Below are 16596 nucleotides of genomic sequence, written 5' to 3'. Positions count from 1 at the left end.
GTCGCTTAGCCGAGCAGCTTGAGCACGCTCTGCTGCGACTGGTTGGCCTGGGACAGCATCGCGGTCGATGCCTGGCTGAGGATCTGCGCCTTGGCGAGCGCGGTCGTCTCGGTGGAGAAGTCCGCGTCCTCGATGCGGCTGCGCGCGTCGGTAAGGTTGGTCATGTTGGTGGTCATGTTGTTGACCGCCGATTCGATGCGATTCTGGATCGCGCCGAATTCCGCGCGCTTGTTCGACACGTTCGAGATCGCGGTGTCGAAGGCATCGATGTTGGTCGTCCAGTTCGGCGACGCGGCGGTCACGTCGACCGCGGACACCGCGGGCGGGCCGGCAGTGACGGCGCTGCTGATCGTCGGCGCCTGGAACGTCATGCTGATCGCGTCGGCACCCTCGGCACCGGCCTGGATCGACTTGGTCGCCGCGGTCGCCGGGAACAGCGACACGCCGTTGAACTGCGTGTTGGTCATCACGCCGTTCACCTGCTTGGCCAGCTGGTCCATCTCGCTCTTGATGTTCGACAGGTCGGTTGGGCTGTAGCTGCCGTTGGCGGCCTGCACCGTCAGTTCGCGCATGCGCTGCAGCATGTTGCCGACCTCGTCCAGCGCGCCTTCGGCGGTCTGCGCCATCGAGATGCCGTCGTTGGCGTTGCGGATGCCCTGCGCCATGCCGCGGATCTGCGAGGTCATCGACGCGCCGATCGCGAGGCCGGCGGCATCGTCCTTCGCCGAGTTGATGCGCTTGCCGGTCGACAGGCGCTGCATCGCGGTCGTCAGGTCCTTGCTGGCGAGCGCGTTGGCGTTGGTGGCGCGCAGCGCCGAGGTATTCGAAGCGATAACGGTCATCGGGACCTCCCTGAAGTGCTGCGCCGCCGCCGCCGCCAGGCATCGGGCCGGGCATTGGATCGTCGCTGCAGGGAGAAACGGCCGTCATCGGGCGCGCTTTAGGATTTTTGTCGCACGTCGGCGAAAAGAACCCCGTCGCCCATGACAGGCGACGGGGTTCCGGTCGGCACCGACGCCCCAGGTTCGGGGGCGAAGGGCGCCGGTGCAGACGAGCCGGTCGTTAGCCGAGCAGCTTGAGCACGCCCTGCTGCGACTGGTTGGCCTGCGACAGCATCGCGGTCGACGCCTGGCTGAGGATCTGCGCCTTGGCGAGCGCGGTCGTCTCGGTCGAGAAGTCCGCGTCCTCGATGCGGCTGCGCGCATCGGACAGGTTGGTCATGTTGGTGGTCATGTTGTTGACCGCCGATTCGATGCGGTTCTGCACCGCGCCCAGCTCGGCGCGCTTGTTCGACACGTTGGCGATCGCGGTGTCGAAGGCGTCGATGTTGGTCGTCCAGTTCGGCGACGCGGCGGTCACGTCGACCGCGGAGACGACCGGCGGGCCGGCGGCGATCGCGCTGGACAGCGTGGGCGCCTGCAGCGTCATGCTGATCGCGTCGGCGCCCTCGGCACCGGCCTGGATCGCCTTGGTCGCCGCGGTCGCCGGGAACAGCGACACGCCGTTGAACTGCGTGTTGCTCATCACGCCGTTCACCTGCTTGGCCAGCTGGTCCATTTCGCTCTTGATGTTGGTGAGGTCGTTGGGGCTGTAGCTGCCGTTGGCGGCCTGCACCGTCAGTTCGCGCATGCGCTGCAGCATGTTGCTCACCTCGTCCAGCGCGCCTTCGGCGGTCTGCGCCATCGAGATGCCGTCGTTGGCGTTGCGGATACCCTGCGCCATGCCGCGGATCTGCGACGTCATCGACGCGCCGATCGCGAGGCCGGCGGCGTCGTCCTTCGCCGAATTGATGCGCTTGCCGGTCGACAGGCGCTGCATCGCGGTCGTCAGGTCCTTGCTGGCGAGCGACGAGGCATTGGTGGCGCGCAGCGCCGCGGTATTGGAAGCGATAACGGTCATCGTGACCCTCCGTGGTTGTCGCGCCGCCGCCGCCCCCGAGGCGTCGGACCGTCGCTGACACCACAAACGACCATGGTTGATGCGACTTTAGGCATTTTTTCGGGTCGGCACGACGAAACCCCGCCGGCGCGATCGCCGGCGGGGTCGCAGGGGTCGGACGATGGGCCTGGCCCGGGGGTCGCGGATTACTGCAGCAGCTTGAGCACGCTCTGCTGCGACTGGTTGGCCTGCGAGAGCATCGCGGTCGACGCCTGGCTGAGGATCTGCGCCTTGGCGAGCGCGGTCGTCTCGGTGGAGAAGTCCGCGTCTTCGATGCGGCTGCGCGCGTCGGTCAGGTTGGTCATGTTGGTGGTCATGTTGTTGACCGCCGATTCGATGCGGTTCTGCACCGCGCCGAATTCCGCGCGCTTGTTCGACACGTTGGCGATCGCGGTGTCGAAGGCGTCGATGTTGGTCGTCCAGTTCGGCGACGCGGCGGTCACGTCGACCGCAGACACCGCGGGCGGGCCGGCGGTGACGGCGCTGCTGATCGTCGGCGCCTGGAACGTCATGCTGATCGCGTCGGCACCCTCGGCACCGGCCTGGATCGACTTGGTCGCCGCGGTCGTCGGGAACAGCGACACGCCGTTGAACTGCGTGTTGGTCATCACGCCGTTCACCTGCTTGGCCAGCTGGTCCATCTCGCTCTTGATGTTGGTGAGGTCGGTCGAGCTGTAGCTGCCGTTGGCGGCCTGCACCGTCAGTTCGCGCATGCGCTGCAGCATGTTGCCGACTTCGTCCAGCGCGCCTTCGGCGGTCTGCGCCATCGAGATGCCGTCGTTGGCGTTGCGGATGCCCTGCGCCATGCCGCGGATCTGCGAGGTCATCGACGCGCTGATCGCGAGGCCGGCGGCGTCGTCCTTCGCCGAGTTGATGCGCTTGCCGGTCGACAGCCGCTGCATCGCGGTCGTCAGGTCCTTGCTGGCGAGCGCGTTGGCGTTGGTGGCGCGCAGCGCCGAGGTGTTCGAACTGATTACGGTCATGGGTGGTCTCCTGCGTCGCCTAACCCCGCCAGCCCCCTCGGAAGGCAGGTGATCCGCGCCGTCTGACCAGCAAAACGGCAGGGTTTTGCCGGTCTTTAGGAAAATTCTTGCCGGCCCCCTGCCGGGACTTGCCGGTGGCCGGCCCGCCGGGGCACCTCGCGCGCGCGCGATGCGCCCGTGCACGAGGGCGCGCGTGGCGCCGGTACGCGCGCCCGGAAAAAATCTGCCGCCGGGCGGCAAACGATACCCGGCGTTAACCATTTCGGTCGCATTCCAACCCTCGTCAGATTGAGGGATTCGAAGATCATGCGATCGATCATGCCGTCGGCCACCGTGGAGCGGGAGCATCTCACGCTCGTCTCCTCGCTGCGGGCGCAGGGCTTTTCGGTGGAAGCCCCGGGAACGCGCGCGCCGGCCGCCACGACCTTCCTGGTCGCGGACGGCGAGGCGATGGCCGCCCCGGCGCGCACGCTGATCGTCGGCAACGAGGGGCGCACCGTGCTGCCGTTCCGCGACGGGCAGCCGGCGCGGATCGCCTATGGCCATGCCGATGCCGCGGTGGGCAACGCCTTCGCCCGCGCGCTGGTCGGCGGGCCGGAGCTGCCGACCGCCGCCGACCCGGAGACGCTGGCGCTGCTGGCGCTGGCCGAGCGCGTCGCGCAGGCCGACATCACCGTCCTCATCAACGGCCCGACCGGCACCGGCAAGGAAGTGCTGGCGCGCACCATCCACCTCAATTCCGAACGCCGCGACGGCCCGTTCATCGCGATCAATTGCGCCGCGCTGCCCGAAACCATGCTGGAAGCGATGCTGTTCGGCCACCAGAAGGGCGCGTTCACCGGCGCCTCGTCGGGCGGCGAGGGCTTCTTCCGCGCGGCCAACGGCGGCACGCTGCTGCTCGACGAGATCGCGGAGATGCCGCTCAACCTCCAGGCCAAGCTGCTGCGCGTCCTGCAGGAGCGCGAGGTGGTGCCGATCGGCGCGACCATGCCGCAGTCGGTCGACGTGCGCGTCATCGCCTGCGCCAACCGCGACCTTCAGGGCGAAGTCGCCGCCGGGCGGTTCCGCGCCGACCTCTACTACCGCCTGTCGGTATTCCCGCTGGCCACCAAGGCGCTGGCCGACCGGCCGCAGGACATTCCCGCGCTGGCCGCGACGATGATCCTGCGCCACGCCGGCAACCGCCCGACGATCCCGTGGCCCAGCGACCAGGCGATCGCCGCGCTGATGGCGCACGACTGGCCGGGCAACGTGCGCGAGCTGGAGAATGTGATCCAGCGTGCGCTGCTGTTCGCCGGCGGCGACACGATCGAGGCGGCGCACATCGTGTTCGACCGCCCCGCCCCGCCGCCCGTCGCGATCGGCCCCGCCGCCGCTGCCGCCGGCAGCGAGGACGCGACGCTGGGCCAGGTGGTGCAATTGTCCGAATTCGCCGCGATCCGCGAAACGCTGGCCGCATGCGGCGGCAGCCGGATCGAGACCGCGCGCCGGCTGGGCATTTCGGAGCGCACGCTGCGCTACCGCCTCGCCAAGGCGCGCGAACAGGGTGACGATCTGGCCGCCGGCACCGGCCGCGCCGCCTTCGTCGATCGGGCGATGTCGGCATGAGCGGGGTCGCCGGGATCGGCGGCGTCGACCGGGTGATGGCGCTGCGCGCGCAGATCCTGGAACGCAACGCCGCGCTGAGCCGCGCCGCCGCCCCCGCGCCGGCGAGCGCGCCCGAGCCGGTCGGCAAGGCATCCGGCGCCGCCAGCTTCGCCGACACGATGCAGTCGGCGATCGCCAAGGTGAACGACGGCCAGCAGAAGGCGTCGGCGCTGTCGGAAGCCTATGAACGCGGCGAGACGGTCGACATCGCCAAGGTGATGCTGGCCCGCCAGGAAGCGTCCGTCGGGTTCGAGGCGACGCTGCAGGTCCGCAACAAGATCCTGTCCGCCTACAAGGACATCATGAGTATGCCGGTGTAACATGAGCAACGCTCTCGCACCCACATCGCAGCCGCAGCAGCCGGTGCCCGTCACGATGGTGCCGGAACGGTTCGCCAACCCGCTGCGCCAGATCCAGGGCGTGTTCGCGCAGCCCGCGGTACGCCGCGCGGGGCCGATGGCGCTGATGGTCAGCCTGATCGGCGGCGCCGCGCTGGCGTGGTCGGCGCTGTCCACCCCGCCGCAGAAGACGCTGTTCTCCGGCCTGCCGGACAGCGACAAGGCCGCCGTCACCACCGCGCTCAATGCCGCGAACATTTCCAGCCACATCGACGATTCCACCGGATCGCTGACCGTCGCGGAGGAGGATTATTCCAAGGCGCGGCTGCTGCTGGCCGGGCAGGGCCTGCCCAAGGCGGCGCCGGGCGGCTATGCGATCCTCGACCAGCTGCCGATGGGCGTCAGCCGGGCGGTGGAGGGCGAGCGCCTGCGCCAGGCGCGCGAGACCGAGCTGGCCCGCTCGATCCAGGAGATCGACGCGGTCGCGGAGGCGCGCGTCCACCTCGCCATGCCCGAAACCAGCGTGTTCGTGCGCGACAATGCCTCGCCGTCCGCCTCGGTGGTGCTCAAGCTGCAGGGCGGCCGCTCGCTCAGCGACGCGCAGGTTTCCTCGATCGTCAACCTCGTCGCCTCGTCGGTGCCGGGGATGAAGCCCGATGCGGTGACGATCGTCGACCAGCTCGGCGGGCTGCTGACCAAGAACGGTAGCGGCCCCGATGCCGCCAACGACGCGCGGATCGACTTCCAGCGCCGCGTCGAGGAAAAGTACCGCCAGCAGCTGATCCAGCTGCTGACCCCGCTGGTCGGCGCGGGCAATTTCACCGCCGAGGTGCAGGCCGACGTCAACCTCGACGAAACCAGCGCGACGCGCGAAAGCTATGACAAGCAGGGCGCGCTGCGCGCCGAAACCGGCAACTGGACCGGCAACCAGGCCACTGCCGCCCCGCCCGGCGGCATCCCCGGCGCGCTGAGCAACACGCCGCCGCCCGCCGCGCAGCTGTCGACGCCGCAGCCGGCCACCGGCAACCCCGGCACCACCCCGCCCACGCCCGCCGCCGGCGCGCCCGCGCCCGATCCGGCGAAACAGTCGGATGCGTTCCAGCGCGCCTATGACCTGGGCAAGGAAGTGTCGGTCACCCGCAACGCGCCGGGCAGCATCAAGCGGCTGTCGGTCGCGGTGCTGCTGCGCGATCCCGACAAGGGCCGCCGCACCGCGATGGAGATCGGCCAGATCAGCGACCTGGTGAAGGGCGCGGTCGGCTTCGACCAGGCGCGCAACGACAATGTCACCGTCATCAGCCGCAAGTTCGCCGATTCGGCGACCGAGCCGGCGGCGGCGCCGAAATGGTACGACAATGCGCTGGTCCCGATGATCGCGCGCAATGCCACCGCGGTCATCATCGCGCTCCTGGTGCTGCTGCTGGGCGTCCGCCCGCTGGCCAAGGCGCTGATGAAGAAGCGCGAGGAGGCGCCCGCCGCCGCCGCCGCCGAGGCGCTGCCCGCCCCGGCCGCGCGCCGTCGCAAGCGCCGCGCCGCGTCCGCCGGCGCCGCCGACGACGCGGCCGGCTATTACGACGACGATGACGACGGCATCGAGGTGGCCGAGCCGGTCGGGCTCGACCAGATCGAGACCAGCCGCAGCTATGACGAGCGGATCGACGCGGTGCGCGGCTTCACCCGCGACAATCCGGCGCGCGCCGCGCTGGCGGTGCGCGACATGATCGCCGCGGACGCCAAGTCGTGAGCGAGGAACAGGCCGCCGCCGGCGCCGCCCCGCCGCCGCGCACCTTCACCGGGGTGGAACGCGCCGCGGTGCTGATGATGCTGGTCGGCGACGACGAAGCCGCCGCGATCCTCCAGAAGCTGGAGCCGGACGAGGTCCGCAACCTGGGCAGCGCGATGTTCGCGGTGGCGGACGTCAGCGAGGAGGAAGTGCAGCTCGTCCTCGACAATTTCGTCGGGTGCGCGCGGCAGCGCACCGGCATCACCTTCGATCCCACGCGCAAGGTGGAATCGGTGATGACCCGCGCGCTGGGCGCCGAAAAGGCCGAAAGCGTGCTGGCGCGCATCACCCCGGCCGAGGCGGTGTGCGAGATCGACCTGCTCGACTGGCTGGACGCCACCGAGATCGCCGCGCTGCTCGACAAGGAGCATCCGCAGATCGCCGCGGTGATGATCGCCAATCTGGATGCCGAGGTCGGCAGCAAGGTGCTGGAACTGCTGCCCGAGGCGGTCCAGCCCGACATCCTGCACCGCATCGCGCGGCTGGGGCCGATCACGCCCGAGGCGGTCGACATGCTGCGCACGCTGATCGCCAACCGCACCAACGGCGGCGGCGCGGGCGGCGGCACGTCGCTGCAGCTGGGCGGCGCGCGCGAGGCGGCCAAGCTGCTGCAGGGCGCGCGCAAGTCGGTGGAACAGCGCGTCATGCCCAAGCTGCTCAAGATGGACCGCGACATCGCCCGGCAGATCGAGGAGGCGATGTTCGTCTTCGAGAACCTGCTGGAGATGGACGACAAGAACCTGGGCACGCTGATCCGCAACGTCGACGGCGACACGCTGACGCGGGCGTTGAAGGGCGTCGAGGAAAGCGCGCGCAACCGGATCCTTGGCTGCATGTCGGCGCGCGCCGCCGACGGCATCCGCGACGATATGGAAGCGCGCGGCCCGATGAAGCTGAGCGAAGTGCTGGATGCGCAGAAGGTGATGATCCAGATCGCGCGCAACCTGGCGAAGGACGGGACGATCCAGATGGGGGCAGGCGACGACGACTATGTCTGACAACGGTTTCGTCATCGGACTGCCGTCGCGCGTGGACGAGGCGGCGGCCTCGCGCGTGCGGGCACAGACCCGCGAGCATCAATCCCCCACCGGCTTCACCCCGGCCGAACTGATCCAGCGGCTGGAGGAAGCGTTCGGCGGCGGCCCCGCCGACACGGCCGGCGCCGCGCCGCGCCATTTCCACCCCGCCGACCGCGCCGGCAACCCGACCGAGGGCTGGGATCCGCTCGACGCCGCGGCGGAGCCGAATGCGTTCCTCGACCCGGTCGAGGTGGCGCGTGCCGAGGGCTATGAGGACGGCGTCGCCGCCGCCACGCTCGCCGCGCGCGAGGAGGCGGAGCGCGACCGCGCGCTGATGGCCGCGCTCGCCGCCGAGCTGAAGGCGGGCGGCGCGATCGACCGCGCGGCGCTGGCCGATGCGCTGCGCCGCACCGTGCTGGCGCTGGTCGGCAAGCTGGTCGGCGACAGCGGCGTATCGGGCGACCTGCTGGCGGCGCGCGTCGCCGCGGCGGCGGACCTGCTGGCCGATGCGCACGAATCGGCGATGCTGCGCGTCCATCCCGACGATGTCGCGCTGCTGCACGGGCTGCTGCCCGACACGATCTTCCCGGTCGGCGACGAGGCGATCGCGCGCGGCAGCTTCGTGCTGGAAGCGGCCTCGACCATCGTCGAGGACGGGCCGGCGCTGTGGCTGGACCAGCTGGCCGGCGCGATCGACCGCGTGCCCCTTCCCGCCGCCGCGCCCGCCGCCGCGTGATGCTCAACCGCTACGCCGGCGATTATCTCGACGCGCTCGCCGCCGCGGACGTGCGCCCGCGCGCGCGCGTGTCGGGGCGGCTGGCCTCCTATGACGGGTTGCTGATGGAGGCGGTGGGGCTGTCGCTGCCGGTCGGCACCGTCTGCCTGATCGGCGCGGCGGACACGCACCAGGTGGAGGCCGAGGTGATCGGGTTCCGCAACGGCCGCACGCTGATGATGAACCTGGGCGGCCCCGCCGCGCTGCTGCCCGACGCGCCGGTGCGCCCGCTAGACGCGCCGGGCGAGGCGGAGGTCGGCGCCGCGCTGCTCGGCCGCGTCGTCGACGGCGCAGGCAACCCGATCGACGGGCTGGGGCCGATCCGCGGTGCGGGCCGCTGGCCGCTGGCCGGGCGCATCCAGTCCCCGCTCGACCGCGGGCGCGTGCTGGCGCCGATGGACGTGGGCGTGCGCGCGATCAACGGCCTGCTCACCGTCGGCCAGGGCCAGCGCGTCGGCATCATGGCCGGGTCGGGGGTCGGCAAGTCGGTGCTGCTGGGGATGATGGTGCGCGCGGCCAGGGCCGATGTCGTCGTCATCGGCCTGATCGGCGAGCGCAGCCGCGAGGTCGCCGACTTCCTGGAAACGAAGGTGGCCGGCGCGGCGCGCGAGCGCGCGGTGGTCGTCGCGGTGCCCGCCAACCATTCCCCCGTGCTGCGCATCCGCGGCGCGCTGCGCGCCACCGCCATCGCCGAGGCGTTCCGCGCCGAGGGCAAGAAGGTGCTGCTTATCATCGATTCGCTGACCCGCGTCGCGCATGCCGGGCGCGAGATCGGGCTGGCGCTGGGCGAGCCGGCATCGGCGCGCGGCTATCCGCCGTCGGCGATCGCGATGCTGCCCAACCTGATCGAGCGCGCCGGGTCCGACGTCCACACCGGCGGGTCGATCACCGCGATCTACACCGTGCTGGCGGACGGCGACGACGGCAACGATCCGGTCGTCGATTCGGCGCGCTCGATCCTCGACGGGCATATCGTGCTCAGCCGCGCGATGGCGGAGCGCGCGGTCTATCCCGCGATCGACATCTCCAAATCGGTCAGCCGCGTGATGAACGACATCGTCCCGCGCGACCACCAGCAGGCCGCACGCGCGCTGCGCCGGCACCTGGCGACCTATGAGGAAAATCGCGACCTGGTGCTGATGGGCGCCTATCGCGCCGGAAGCGACGCCGCGATCGACGCCGCCATCGCCTATCATCCCGCGATCATGGAATTCGTCCGCCAGGACACCGACCAGATCGTGCCGCTGGAGGATGCCGCGGCGGAGCTGACCGGCGTGTTCGGCGACACGCCCGACGGCGCGCATGGCTGACGGCAAGCGGCTCCGGCGGTTGCACCGCGTCCGCACGCTGCAGCTCAACCTGGCGCGCGCGGACGAGGCGCGCGCGCGCGAACAGGTGAGCAGCGAACAGCAATTGTCGCAGCGCATCGCGCTGCTGGCCGCCGCGGTCGCGCCGCGCCCCGCGCTGGTCCCTGGCGCCGCGCACCTGGCCGCCGCCGCGCATTTCCGCGAACGGCTGCACCGTTCCGCCGACGCCGCGGTCGAGCGCGTGCGCACCGCCGAGATGAACGCCGACCGCCGCAGCGAGGCCGCACGCGCCGCGCATCGCGACCAGAGCGCGGTGGAAAAGCTGATCGACCGTCACCGTGCCGAGGTGATCCGCGCCGAGATGAAGGCGCTGGAGGATGCGCCCGCGCCCACCCGCCGGCGATAGGATCAGCTGGTGGCGGCGGTGGTGTGCGACACCCCGTCGGGCTGCACCGCGATCACGCCGCGCACCCGCCGCAGCGCGCGTTCGAACCGCGCCGGATCGCCCCGCGCCGGCGCCGCCACCGCCATGCCGCCGATCATACGGTAATGGTACAGGACCCGCCCGCCGCCGTGCCGCACCGCCATGGCGATTCGCTGCCGGTCGCGCTCGTCCGTACAGGCGCAGGTGACGATGAACGCGCGCGGCGTGGCCGCGACGGGAGCGGCGGGCGACGCGATCGCGACTGCCATCGTCGTCAACAGATGGTCGATCACTTGCATCGTCCTTGCCGTGTTTCCTGCGCACGCTGTCGCACCGCCCCTGAACCGGCGCTGACGCGGCCCGCGCGGTTTTCGGCACGCCTCTTGCTTACCGCTTGTCGGACGCTCGCGTCCATCGGATCAACCCGCTGCGACTGGATACGCCTTGACCACGATGGCCAGCCTTCTGCTGACGACCGCCCCGGGCGCGATCGCCATCCCGGCGTCGCCCGCCTCCGCCACCGCCACCGCCACCGCCGGTACGCCCGGCGAGGCGGCGGCGGTGTCGTTCATCGACCTGCTGATGCCCGGCGCCGCGGGCGTGCCGACGCTGCCCGATGCCGCCCGGCAGGCGCTTGCCGCCCCCGGCACGGCGATGCCGGTACTGCCCTTCACGACGGCGGCGGCGACGGACAACAAGGCCGAGTCCCCATCCCCCGCCATGGCCGCCCCGGTGCCGGTCGTCGTCGCCGCGACCGACACGGACGCGCCCGCCGCGATCCCGCTGATCGGCGCGACCGCTGCGGCGACGCCGGACAAGGCCGCGCTGCCGACCACGGCGCCCACACCAGCACCCGCGACGCCCGCCCCGGTCGCGGCGCCGCGCCCGGCGGCACCGCGCGCCGATGCCGCCGCCGATCCGCTCGCCTGGCTGGCGGACGCCACCGGGATCGTCGTCCCGCCCGCGCCCACCGCGGACGCGGACACCCCGCCCGATGCCGCACCGCCCGCGCCGCCCCTCACCGCGATCCTGCCGCCGGTGCTGACCCGCGCCGCACGCGCCGCGCGCAAGGACGCCCCCGCCACGCCGGGGGAAATGCCGGCCACCGACACGTCGGGCGAGGCTCCGTCCGCTGTCGAGGCGACGACCGGCGAAGAAACGCCCGGCGCACAGGGGCAGGCGGAACAGGCATCGGCGGACGACGCGCCGATCGACGACCGCACGACCGCGACCGCCACCGCGACGACCGGCGACCCGGTCGTGATCGCCCCCGCGCCGCTGCCCGTCGCGACCGACACCGCCAACCCGCCGCCCGCGCCGCCCCCGGCAGCATCGCCCGAACCGCGCGCCGACGCGCCTGTCGCCGCTACCGACCCCGCAACGGCGCCGACGCCCGCCGCATCGGTGGAGACGATCGCGCCCGCCGCCGCCCCGGCCGCTACCGCCCCGGTTCCGGCTGCGCCCCCGGCTGCGCCCGTCGCCGCCGCCCCGGTCGCGTTCGCCCCGGCCGCTACCGTTCCCATCGCCGCGGCGCCCGTACGCGGTGCGACGCTCCACCGCGCCGCGCCCGCGCCGGTCGCGCCCGTATCCACCCCCACGGCGGCCCCGCCCGTCGCAACGGCCACCGCAGCACCGGAGCGGCAGGACGCGCCGCCGGCATCGGATCCGCCCACGTCCGCGCAGACGATCGCTCCCGCCGCACCACCGGCAATCGCCGCTGCCGCCCCCACGGCAACGGTCGCGGCACCCGCGCCGGCGCCCGTCATCGCTTCCCCCGCCATCATGCCCGACGCCGGGACGCCCCCGCGCGTCACCACCGACGCCGCCACCGTGACGGACGGCCCGGCCGCGCCCACCACCGCCGCGCCGGTCGCGCCGACCGTCGCCGTGCGCCCGGCGCTCGCGGATCGCATCGCGGTGGCTGCCGCGCCGCGCACGGGTGCCGCGCCGGCCGCCGCTACCCCGGCCCGCGCGCCCGCCGCGTTCCGCGCGATCGACACCACCGCGATCCCGCACTTCCGCCTCGCCCAGGCGCCCGTTGCGACCGCGCCATCGGCCGCCACCGTGACGCCGGCCGCGCCCGCACCCGAAGCGGCGCAGCCGGTGGCGACATCCGTCACCGTCACGGCGGCGGCGGACGGCACGGCGACGTCGCTGCCGGCCGCGACGAGCAGCACGGCGCCGACGGTCACCGCGCGGCCCGCCCGCACGCTGCCGCCCCTTGCCGCCACCGCCACCGCCGCGCCGGTCGCCGCGCCGCGTGCCGCCGGTGAGGCGCCGCCCACGATCGACACCGCCGCGCGCGCCTTCGCCGATGCGATCCATCGCGCGGTGACGGGCGAGGATCGCCCCGCCGCGCCCGATACGCCGCTGCCCGCGCCCGCGTTCACCGCGCCGGTCGTCGCCGCCGGCGCCGCGGCGCAGACCGGGCAGCAGACGCTCGACATGAACCAGCCGCGCTGGCCGGAAGCGATGATCCAGCGGATCGAGATGCTGCGCGACATGGCCGATGCCAACGACATGTCGATCCGGCTGGTCCCCGATGCGCTGGGCGCGATCGACATCTCGCTGCGCCGCGACGGCGATACCGTGCAGGTGCAGCTGACCGCCGAACAGCCGCGCACCCGCGCGCTGCTGGCGGAGGCGCAGCCGCAACTGACCGACATGGCCGAGGCGCGCGGGCTGAAGCTGCAACAGGCACCCGCCGCGACCGGCGGCGGCGATCGCGCGGCGACCGCCGGCCAGCAGCAGCAGCAATCGCAGGCGCAGCAGCAGTCGGCGCAGCACCAGCCGCCGCGCGCGCCCGCGCCCGCACCGCGTGCGCCGCGCGCCGCCAACGACACCGCGCCCGGCGATGACGAGCGCATCGCCTGAGCGTCAACCGACAAGACGACCGTGAGGAAACCCGACCATGAGTGACACAGAGGCAGCGCCCGCGCCCAAGAAGAAGGGCAAGATGAAGATGATCCTGCTGATCGTCGTCGGCGTCGTCGTCCTGCTGGGCGGCGGCATCGGCGCAGGCCTCTACGCCGCCGGCTCCGGGCTGGTCGGCGGCGGCGGCGGCGGCAAGCACGAGGAGAAGGAGGATCCCAACAAGCCGCACCTGGTCCCCAAGAGCGAGCAGAAGCGCGCCGGCGAAGGCGGCGGCGAGGGTGGCGAGCACGGCGGCGGCGGCGAAGGCGGCGGCGGCGAGCATGGCGGCGGCGAGGGCGAGGCCAAGGAGGAGCATGTCGGCGCCCCCACCCCGCGCGGCTCCGGCGGGGAGGAATATGCCTCCAACTATTACGCCATGGAGAAGGAGTTCACCGCCAACCTCCAGAACTCGATCCATTTCGTCCAGGTCGGCGTCGCCATCTCCACCCCCTATGACGACAAGGTCATCAACAACCTGAAGACCAACGACATTGCGGTGCGCTCCGCGATCCTGATGACGCTGGGCGACACGACCGAGGACCAGGTGTTCACCAGCGGGGGCAAACAGCAGCTGCAGAAGCGGCTGGCGAGCGCGATCAACGCCGTTCTGAAGGAAAAGGAGGGATTCGGCGGGATCAGTAACGTCTACTTTACCAATTTCGTTGTTCAGTGACCGGGCATGGTTAACGAGCCCGCAACCCCCGATCCCGGAGTCGTCTCCGGCGCGTCCGACCGGCGCGAGCGCAACCGAGCCGACGCCCTCGTCAGCCCGGTGACGCTCGGCGCCGGTCCGGCCGGGGGTGCGGGCGGCGCGGCAAAGCTGCACCCGTTCGGCGATCTCCACACGCTCCAGCACCTGTCGGCGCGCGCCGCGCGCGGGGTGCGCCAGACGTTCGAGGGCGTGTGGCGCACCGAAACGCGCGTCTGGGCCGAACCGCTGGAGGTGCTGCGCCTCGCCGACTACCGGCTGGCGCGCGGCGACCTTCTGACCGCGTGGGTGCCGCTGTCGATGGACGGGCGCCCGCTGCTGTGCGTGATGGACGGCACGTTCATCTTCGAGTTGATCGACATGTTCTTCGGCGGGCGCGGCGACGTGCCGCCGATCATCGCGCAGGAATTCACCCCCGCCGCCGATGCGCTGATGGCGCGGATCGCGCCGTCGCTGGCGCGCGCGCTGGAAACCGCGTGGGAACCGCTGGCCCCGGCCGCCTTCCATGCCGACCGCTGCGAACTGGGCGCGGGCCTCACCTCCGCGATCGAGGCGGACGAGGTGGTGATCGCCACCCGCTTCGGGATCGCGCGCGGCGCCGGAAAGCCCGCGCTGCTCGACGTGCTGTACCCCGTCCAGACGCTCAAGCCGCATACCGTCGCGCTGACCGGAAAGGTCGTCGCCAAGCCGACCGGGGTCGATGCCGAATGGCAGACCGCGCTGACCCGCGCCGCGATGGCGGTGCGCGTGCCGGTCCGCTCGGTGCTGGCCGAACCGACGATCTCGCTCGCGCGGCTGATGGACCTGAAACAGGGCGACGTCATTCCGATCAGCTTCGGCACCGACGTGCCCGTCCATATCGGCGGGATGCCGCTGGGGATGGGCACCGTCGGCACCTCCAACGGCCGCGCCGCCATCCGCATCACCAAGCTTGAAGGACCCGTGCAATGAACGACATGACCGGGGGGTTCCCCGTCGAATCCGCCGTGGCCGCCAACATGCGGCTGCTGCAGGACGTCGACGTCAAGCTGACGGTGGAGATCGGGTCGACCACGCTGTCGCTGCGCGAGCTGCTGGCGCTGGGCGAGGCGAGCGTGATCGAGCTGGACCGCAAGGCGGGCGAGCTGCTGGACGTACTGGTCAACGGCACGCTGATCGGCCGCGGCGAGGTGGTGACCGTCGGCGAACGCTTCGGCGTGAAGATGACCGAGCTGGTCGCCCCCGAAAAGCGCGGCTGAGGCGCCCGACCGATGATGTGGACCTATATCCTGAAGCTGATCGTGCTGCTGCCGCTGGTGTGCGGGCTGATGATCGGCTGCCTGTACCTGTGGCGCAAGCTGGAGACGCGGATGCCCGGCCGCACCGCCACGCGGATGATCGCGGTGCGCGAGACGATGATGATCTCCCCCGGCGTCCGCCTCGCGGTGCTCGATTTCGAGGGCAAGCGCCTGCTCGTGTCGGTCGCGCGCACCGGCGTCACGCTGGTCGATACCTCCGCCACGCGCGTGCCGATCGGCGGTGACGCGTGAGCCTGGTGTCGCAGGTTTCCGGCCCGATCACCGTCACCCGCACCGGCCGCGGCCCCGCGCTGATCGCGCCCGCCGCGCGTCCGCGCGCCGCGGGCGGCTGGTGGCGGCTGATGCTGGCACTGGTCGCGATCGGCATCGCGCTGGCGGTCGCCATGCCCGCCTTCGCGCAAGGCGCGGCGCCCCCGCCGGGCGCCCCCGCCGCGCCCGCACCGGGCGTCGGCGATGCGATCGACCGCGCGCTGGGCCAGCTGTCGACCGGCGCGGCCAGCCCCGCCGGCGCGCCGGGCAACGGCTCGCTGTCGCTGTCGCTGCAGGTGCTCATCATCATGGGCCTGCTCACGGTGCTGCCGGGCATCGTGCTGATGATGACCAGCTTCACGCGGATCATCATCGTCCTGTCGATCCTGCGCCAGGCGATGGGCCTGCAACAGACGCCGCCCAACCAGGTGCTGATCGGGCTGTCGCTGTTCCTCAGCTTCTTCATCATGGCGCCCGCGATCAACCAGATCAACGCGACCGCGATCCAGCCCTATGCCGCCGGGCGCATCGGCGGCACCGATCTCATCAAGACCGCCGGCGCGCCGCTCCACGCCTTCATGGCGAAGCAGACGCGGGTGAAGGACGTGACGATGTTCGCCGAGATGGCGAAGTCCGGCCCCTATGCCAGCCCCAACGACATTCCCTATTCGGTACTGCTGCCCGCGTTCGTCACGTCGGAGCTGAAGACCGCGTTCCAGATCGGCTTCCTGATCTTCCTGCCGTTCATCGTCATCGACCTAGTGGTGGCGACGGTGCTGATGGCGCTGGGCATGGCGATGCTCAGTCCGACGATCATCTCGCTGCCGTTCAAGCTGCTGCTGTTCGTCCTCGTCGACGGCTGGGCGCTGACGATGGGCAGCCTCGCCAATTCCTTCGCCACCTGACGCCCCCCGGACAGGAACCGACACCATGCATCCGCTGGTCGATGCCGACTATTTCCTCACCCTCGCCAACCAGACGATGTGGGTGCTGGCGCTCGCCGCCGCGCCGCTGCTGGTCCCCGCACTGCTGTCCGGGCTGATCCTGGGGATGGTGCAGGCCGCCACCTCGATCAACGAACAGTCGCTCAGCTTCATTCCGAAGCTGATCGTCGTGGCGGTGTCGATCATGGTGTTCGGCGCGATGATCCTGGGCCTGCTCAGCGATTTCACCGCCGAGATCTTCGCGCGCATCCCCGACCTGGTGCGGTAGT

Annotated in this window: 18 protein-coding genes; 14 read left to right on the top strand and 4 right to left on the bottom strand. The window is 71.7% G+C overall.

Features of this window, described 5'->3' with window-relative positions; all coding sequences use genetic code 11:
* Window positions 1-5 precede the first annotated feature (5 nt).
* The 3 genes from COA07_RS13130 to COA07_RS13120 form a co-directional block, all read right to left on the bottom strand.
* Window positions 6-842, bottom strand: coding sequence for a flagellin N-terminal helical domain-containing protein (locus COA07_RS13130; protein WP_096641170.1), 837 nt, complete (start codon window positions 840-842; stop codon window positions 6-8).
* Between the two features lie 220 nt (window positions 843-1062).
* On the bottom strand, window positions 1063-1899 hold the full coding sequence (locus COA07_RS13125) for a flagellin N-terminal helical domain-containing protein (RefSeq protein WP_096641168.1): 837 nt from the start codon (window positions 1897-1899) through the stop codon (window positions 1063-1065).
* Window positions 1900-2084: 185 nt separating this feature from the next.
* Window positions 2085-2921, bottom strand: coding sequence for a flagellin N-terminal helical domain-containing protein (locus tag COA07_RS13120; protein ID WP_096641166.1), 837 nt, complete (start codon window positions 2919-2921; stop codon window positions 2085-2087).
* A gap of 306 nt (window positions 2922-3227) precedes the next feature.
* Between COA07_RS13120 and COA07_RS13115 the strand changes: the two genes are divergently transcribed.
* From COA07_RS13115 to COA07_RS13085, 7 genes are read left to right on the top strand one after another with little or no spacing between them, the layout of a single operon-like run.
* Window positions 3228-4529, top strand: coding sequence for a sigma-54 interaction domain-containing protein (locus tag COA07_RS13115; RefSeq protein ID WP_066713735.1), 1302 nt, complete (start codon window positions 3228-3230; stop codon window positions 4527-4529).
* A complete protein-coding gene (gene fliE, locus COA07_RS13110; protein WP_096641164.1) occupies window positions 4526-4888 on the top strand; it encodes a flagellar hook-basal body complex protein FliE in 363 nt (120 codons plus the stop codon). The genes COA07_RS13115 and fliE overlap by 4 nt, the downstream gene beginning before the upstream one ends.
* Before the next feature lies 1 nt (window position 4889).
* Window positions 4890-6650, top strand: coding sequence for a flagellar basal-body MS-ring/collar protein FliF (fliF, locus tag COA07_RS13105; RefSeq protein ID WP_096641162.1), 1761 nt, complete (start codon window positions 4890-4892; stop codon window positions 6648-6650).
* Window positions 6647-7687: a flagellar motor switch protein FliG gene (fliG, locus tag COA07_RS13100; protein ID WP_255266848.1), complete on the top strand. Its 1041-nt coding sequence runs from the start codon at window positions 6647-6649 to the stop codon at window positions 7685-7687. Before fliF ends, fliG begins: the two co-directional genes overlap by 4 nt.
* The gene (locus COA07_RS13095; protein ID WP_096641160.1) at window positions 7680-8444 is read left to right on the top strand and encodes a FliH/SctL family protein; all 765 of its coding nucleotides are present in this window, start codon (window positions 7680-7682) and stop codon (window positions 8442-8444) included. Before fliG ends, COA07_RS13095 begins: the two co-directional genes overlap by 8 nt.
* The gene (locus COA07_RS13090; RefSeq protein ID WP_096641158.1) at window positions 8444-9793 is read left to right on the top strand and encodes a FliI/YscN family ATPase; all 1350 of its coding nucleotides are present in this window, start codon (window positions 8444-8446) and stop codon (window positions 9791-9793) included. Before COA07_RS13095 ends, COA07_RS13090 begins: the two co-directional genes overlap by 1 nt.
* A complete protein-coding gene (locus COA07_RS13085) occupies window positions 9786-10196 on the top strand; it encodes a hypothetical protein (RefSeq protein ID WP_096641156.1) in 411 nt (136 codons plus the stop codon). Before COA07_RS13090 ends, COA07_RS13085 begins: the two co-directional genes overlap by 8 nt.
* A 2-nt stretch (window positions 10197-10198) precedes the next feature.
* Here COA07_RS13085 and COA07_RS13080 read toward each other — a convergent pair whose 3' ends face one another.
* A complete protein-coding gene (locus COA07_RS13080; protein WP_096641154.1) occupies window positions 10199-10507 on the bottom strand; it encodes a hypothetical protein in 309 nt (102 codons plus the stop codon).
* Window positions 10508-10667: 160 nt separating this feature from the next.
* Here COA07_RS13080 and COA07_RS17995 point away from each other — a divergent pair, with 160 nt between their 5' ends.
* From COA07_RS17995 to COA07_RS13040, 7 genes are all read left to right on the top strand, one after another.
* On the top strand, window positions 10668-13088 hold the full coding sequence (locus COA07_RS17995) for a flagellar hook-length control protein FliK (RefSeq protein ID WP_141396539.1): 2421 nt from the start codon (window positions 10668-10670) through the stop codon (window positions 13086-13088).
* Window positions 13089-13125: 37 nt separating this feature from the next.
* On the top strand, window positions 13126-13800 hold the full coding sequence (locus tag COA07_RS13065) for a flagellar basal body-associated FliL family protein (RefSeq protein WP_066713496.1): 675 nt from the start codon (window positions 13126-13128) through the stop codon (window positions 13798-13800).
* A gap of 6 nt (window positions 13801-13806) precedes the next feature.
* On the top strand, window positions 13807-14787 hold the full coding sequence (locus COA07_RS13060) for a flagellar motor switch protein FliM (RefSeq protein WP_066713494.1): 981 nt from the start codon (window positions 13807-13809) through the stop codon (window positions 14785-14787).
* Window positions 14784-15074 (top strand): flagellar motor switch protein FliN, encoded by a 291-nt coding sequence (fliN, locus tag COA07_RS13055; protein WP_066486961.1) that lies wholly within the window; start codon window positions 14784-14786, stop codon window positions 15072-15074. Before COA07_RS13060 ends, fliN begins: the two co-directional genes overlap by 4 nt.
* 12 nt (window positions 15075-15086) lie before the next feature.
* On the top strand, window positions 15087-15365 hold the full coding sequence (locus tag COA07_RS13050) for a flagellar biosynthetic protein FliO (RefSeq protein WP_066486962.1): 279 nt from the start codon (window positions 15087-15089) through the stop codon (window positions 15363-15365).
* Window positions 15366-15475: 110 nt separating this feature from the next.
* Window positions 15476-16288: a flagellar type III secretion system pore protein FliP gene (gene fliP, locus COA07_RS13045; RefSeq protein ID WP_245842156.1), complete on the top strand. Its 813-nt coding sequence runs from the start codon at window positions 15476-15478 to the stop codon at window positions 16286-16288.
* Window positions 16289-16313: 25 nt separating this feature from the next.
* On the top strand, window positions 16314-16595 hold the full coding sequence (locus COA07_RS13040) for a flagellar biosynthetic protein FliQ (RefSeq protein WP_082740678.1): 282 nt from the start codon (window positions 16314-16316) through the stop codon (window positions 16593-16595).
* Window position 16596: the final 1 nt, after the last annotated feature.

The organism is Sphingomonas adhaesiva (assembly GCF_002374855.1).
GTDB lineage: Bacteria > Pseudomonadota > Alphaproteobacteria > Sphingomonadales > Sphingomonadaceae > Sphingomonas > Sphingomonas adhaesiva.
The sequence above is the reverse complement of the archived record's forward strand: the minus strand, read 5'-3'. Positions and strand labels throughout refer to the sequence as shown.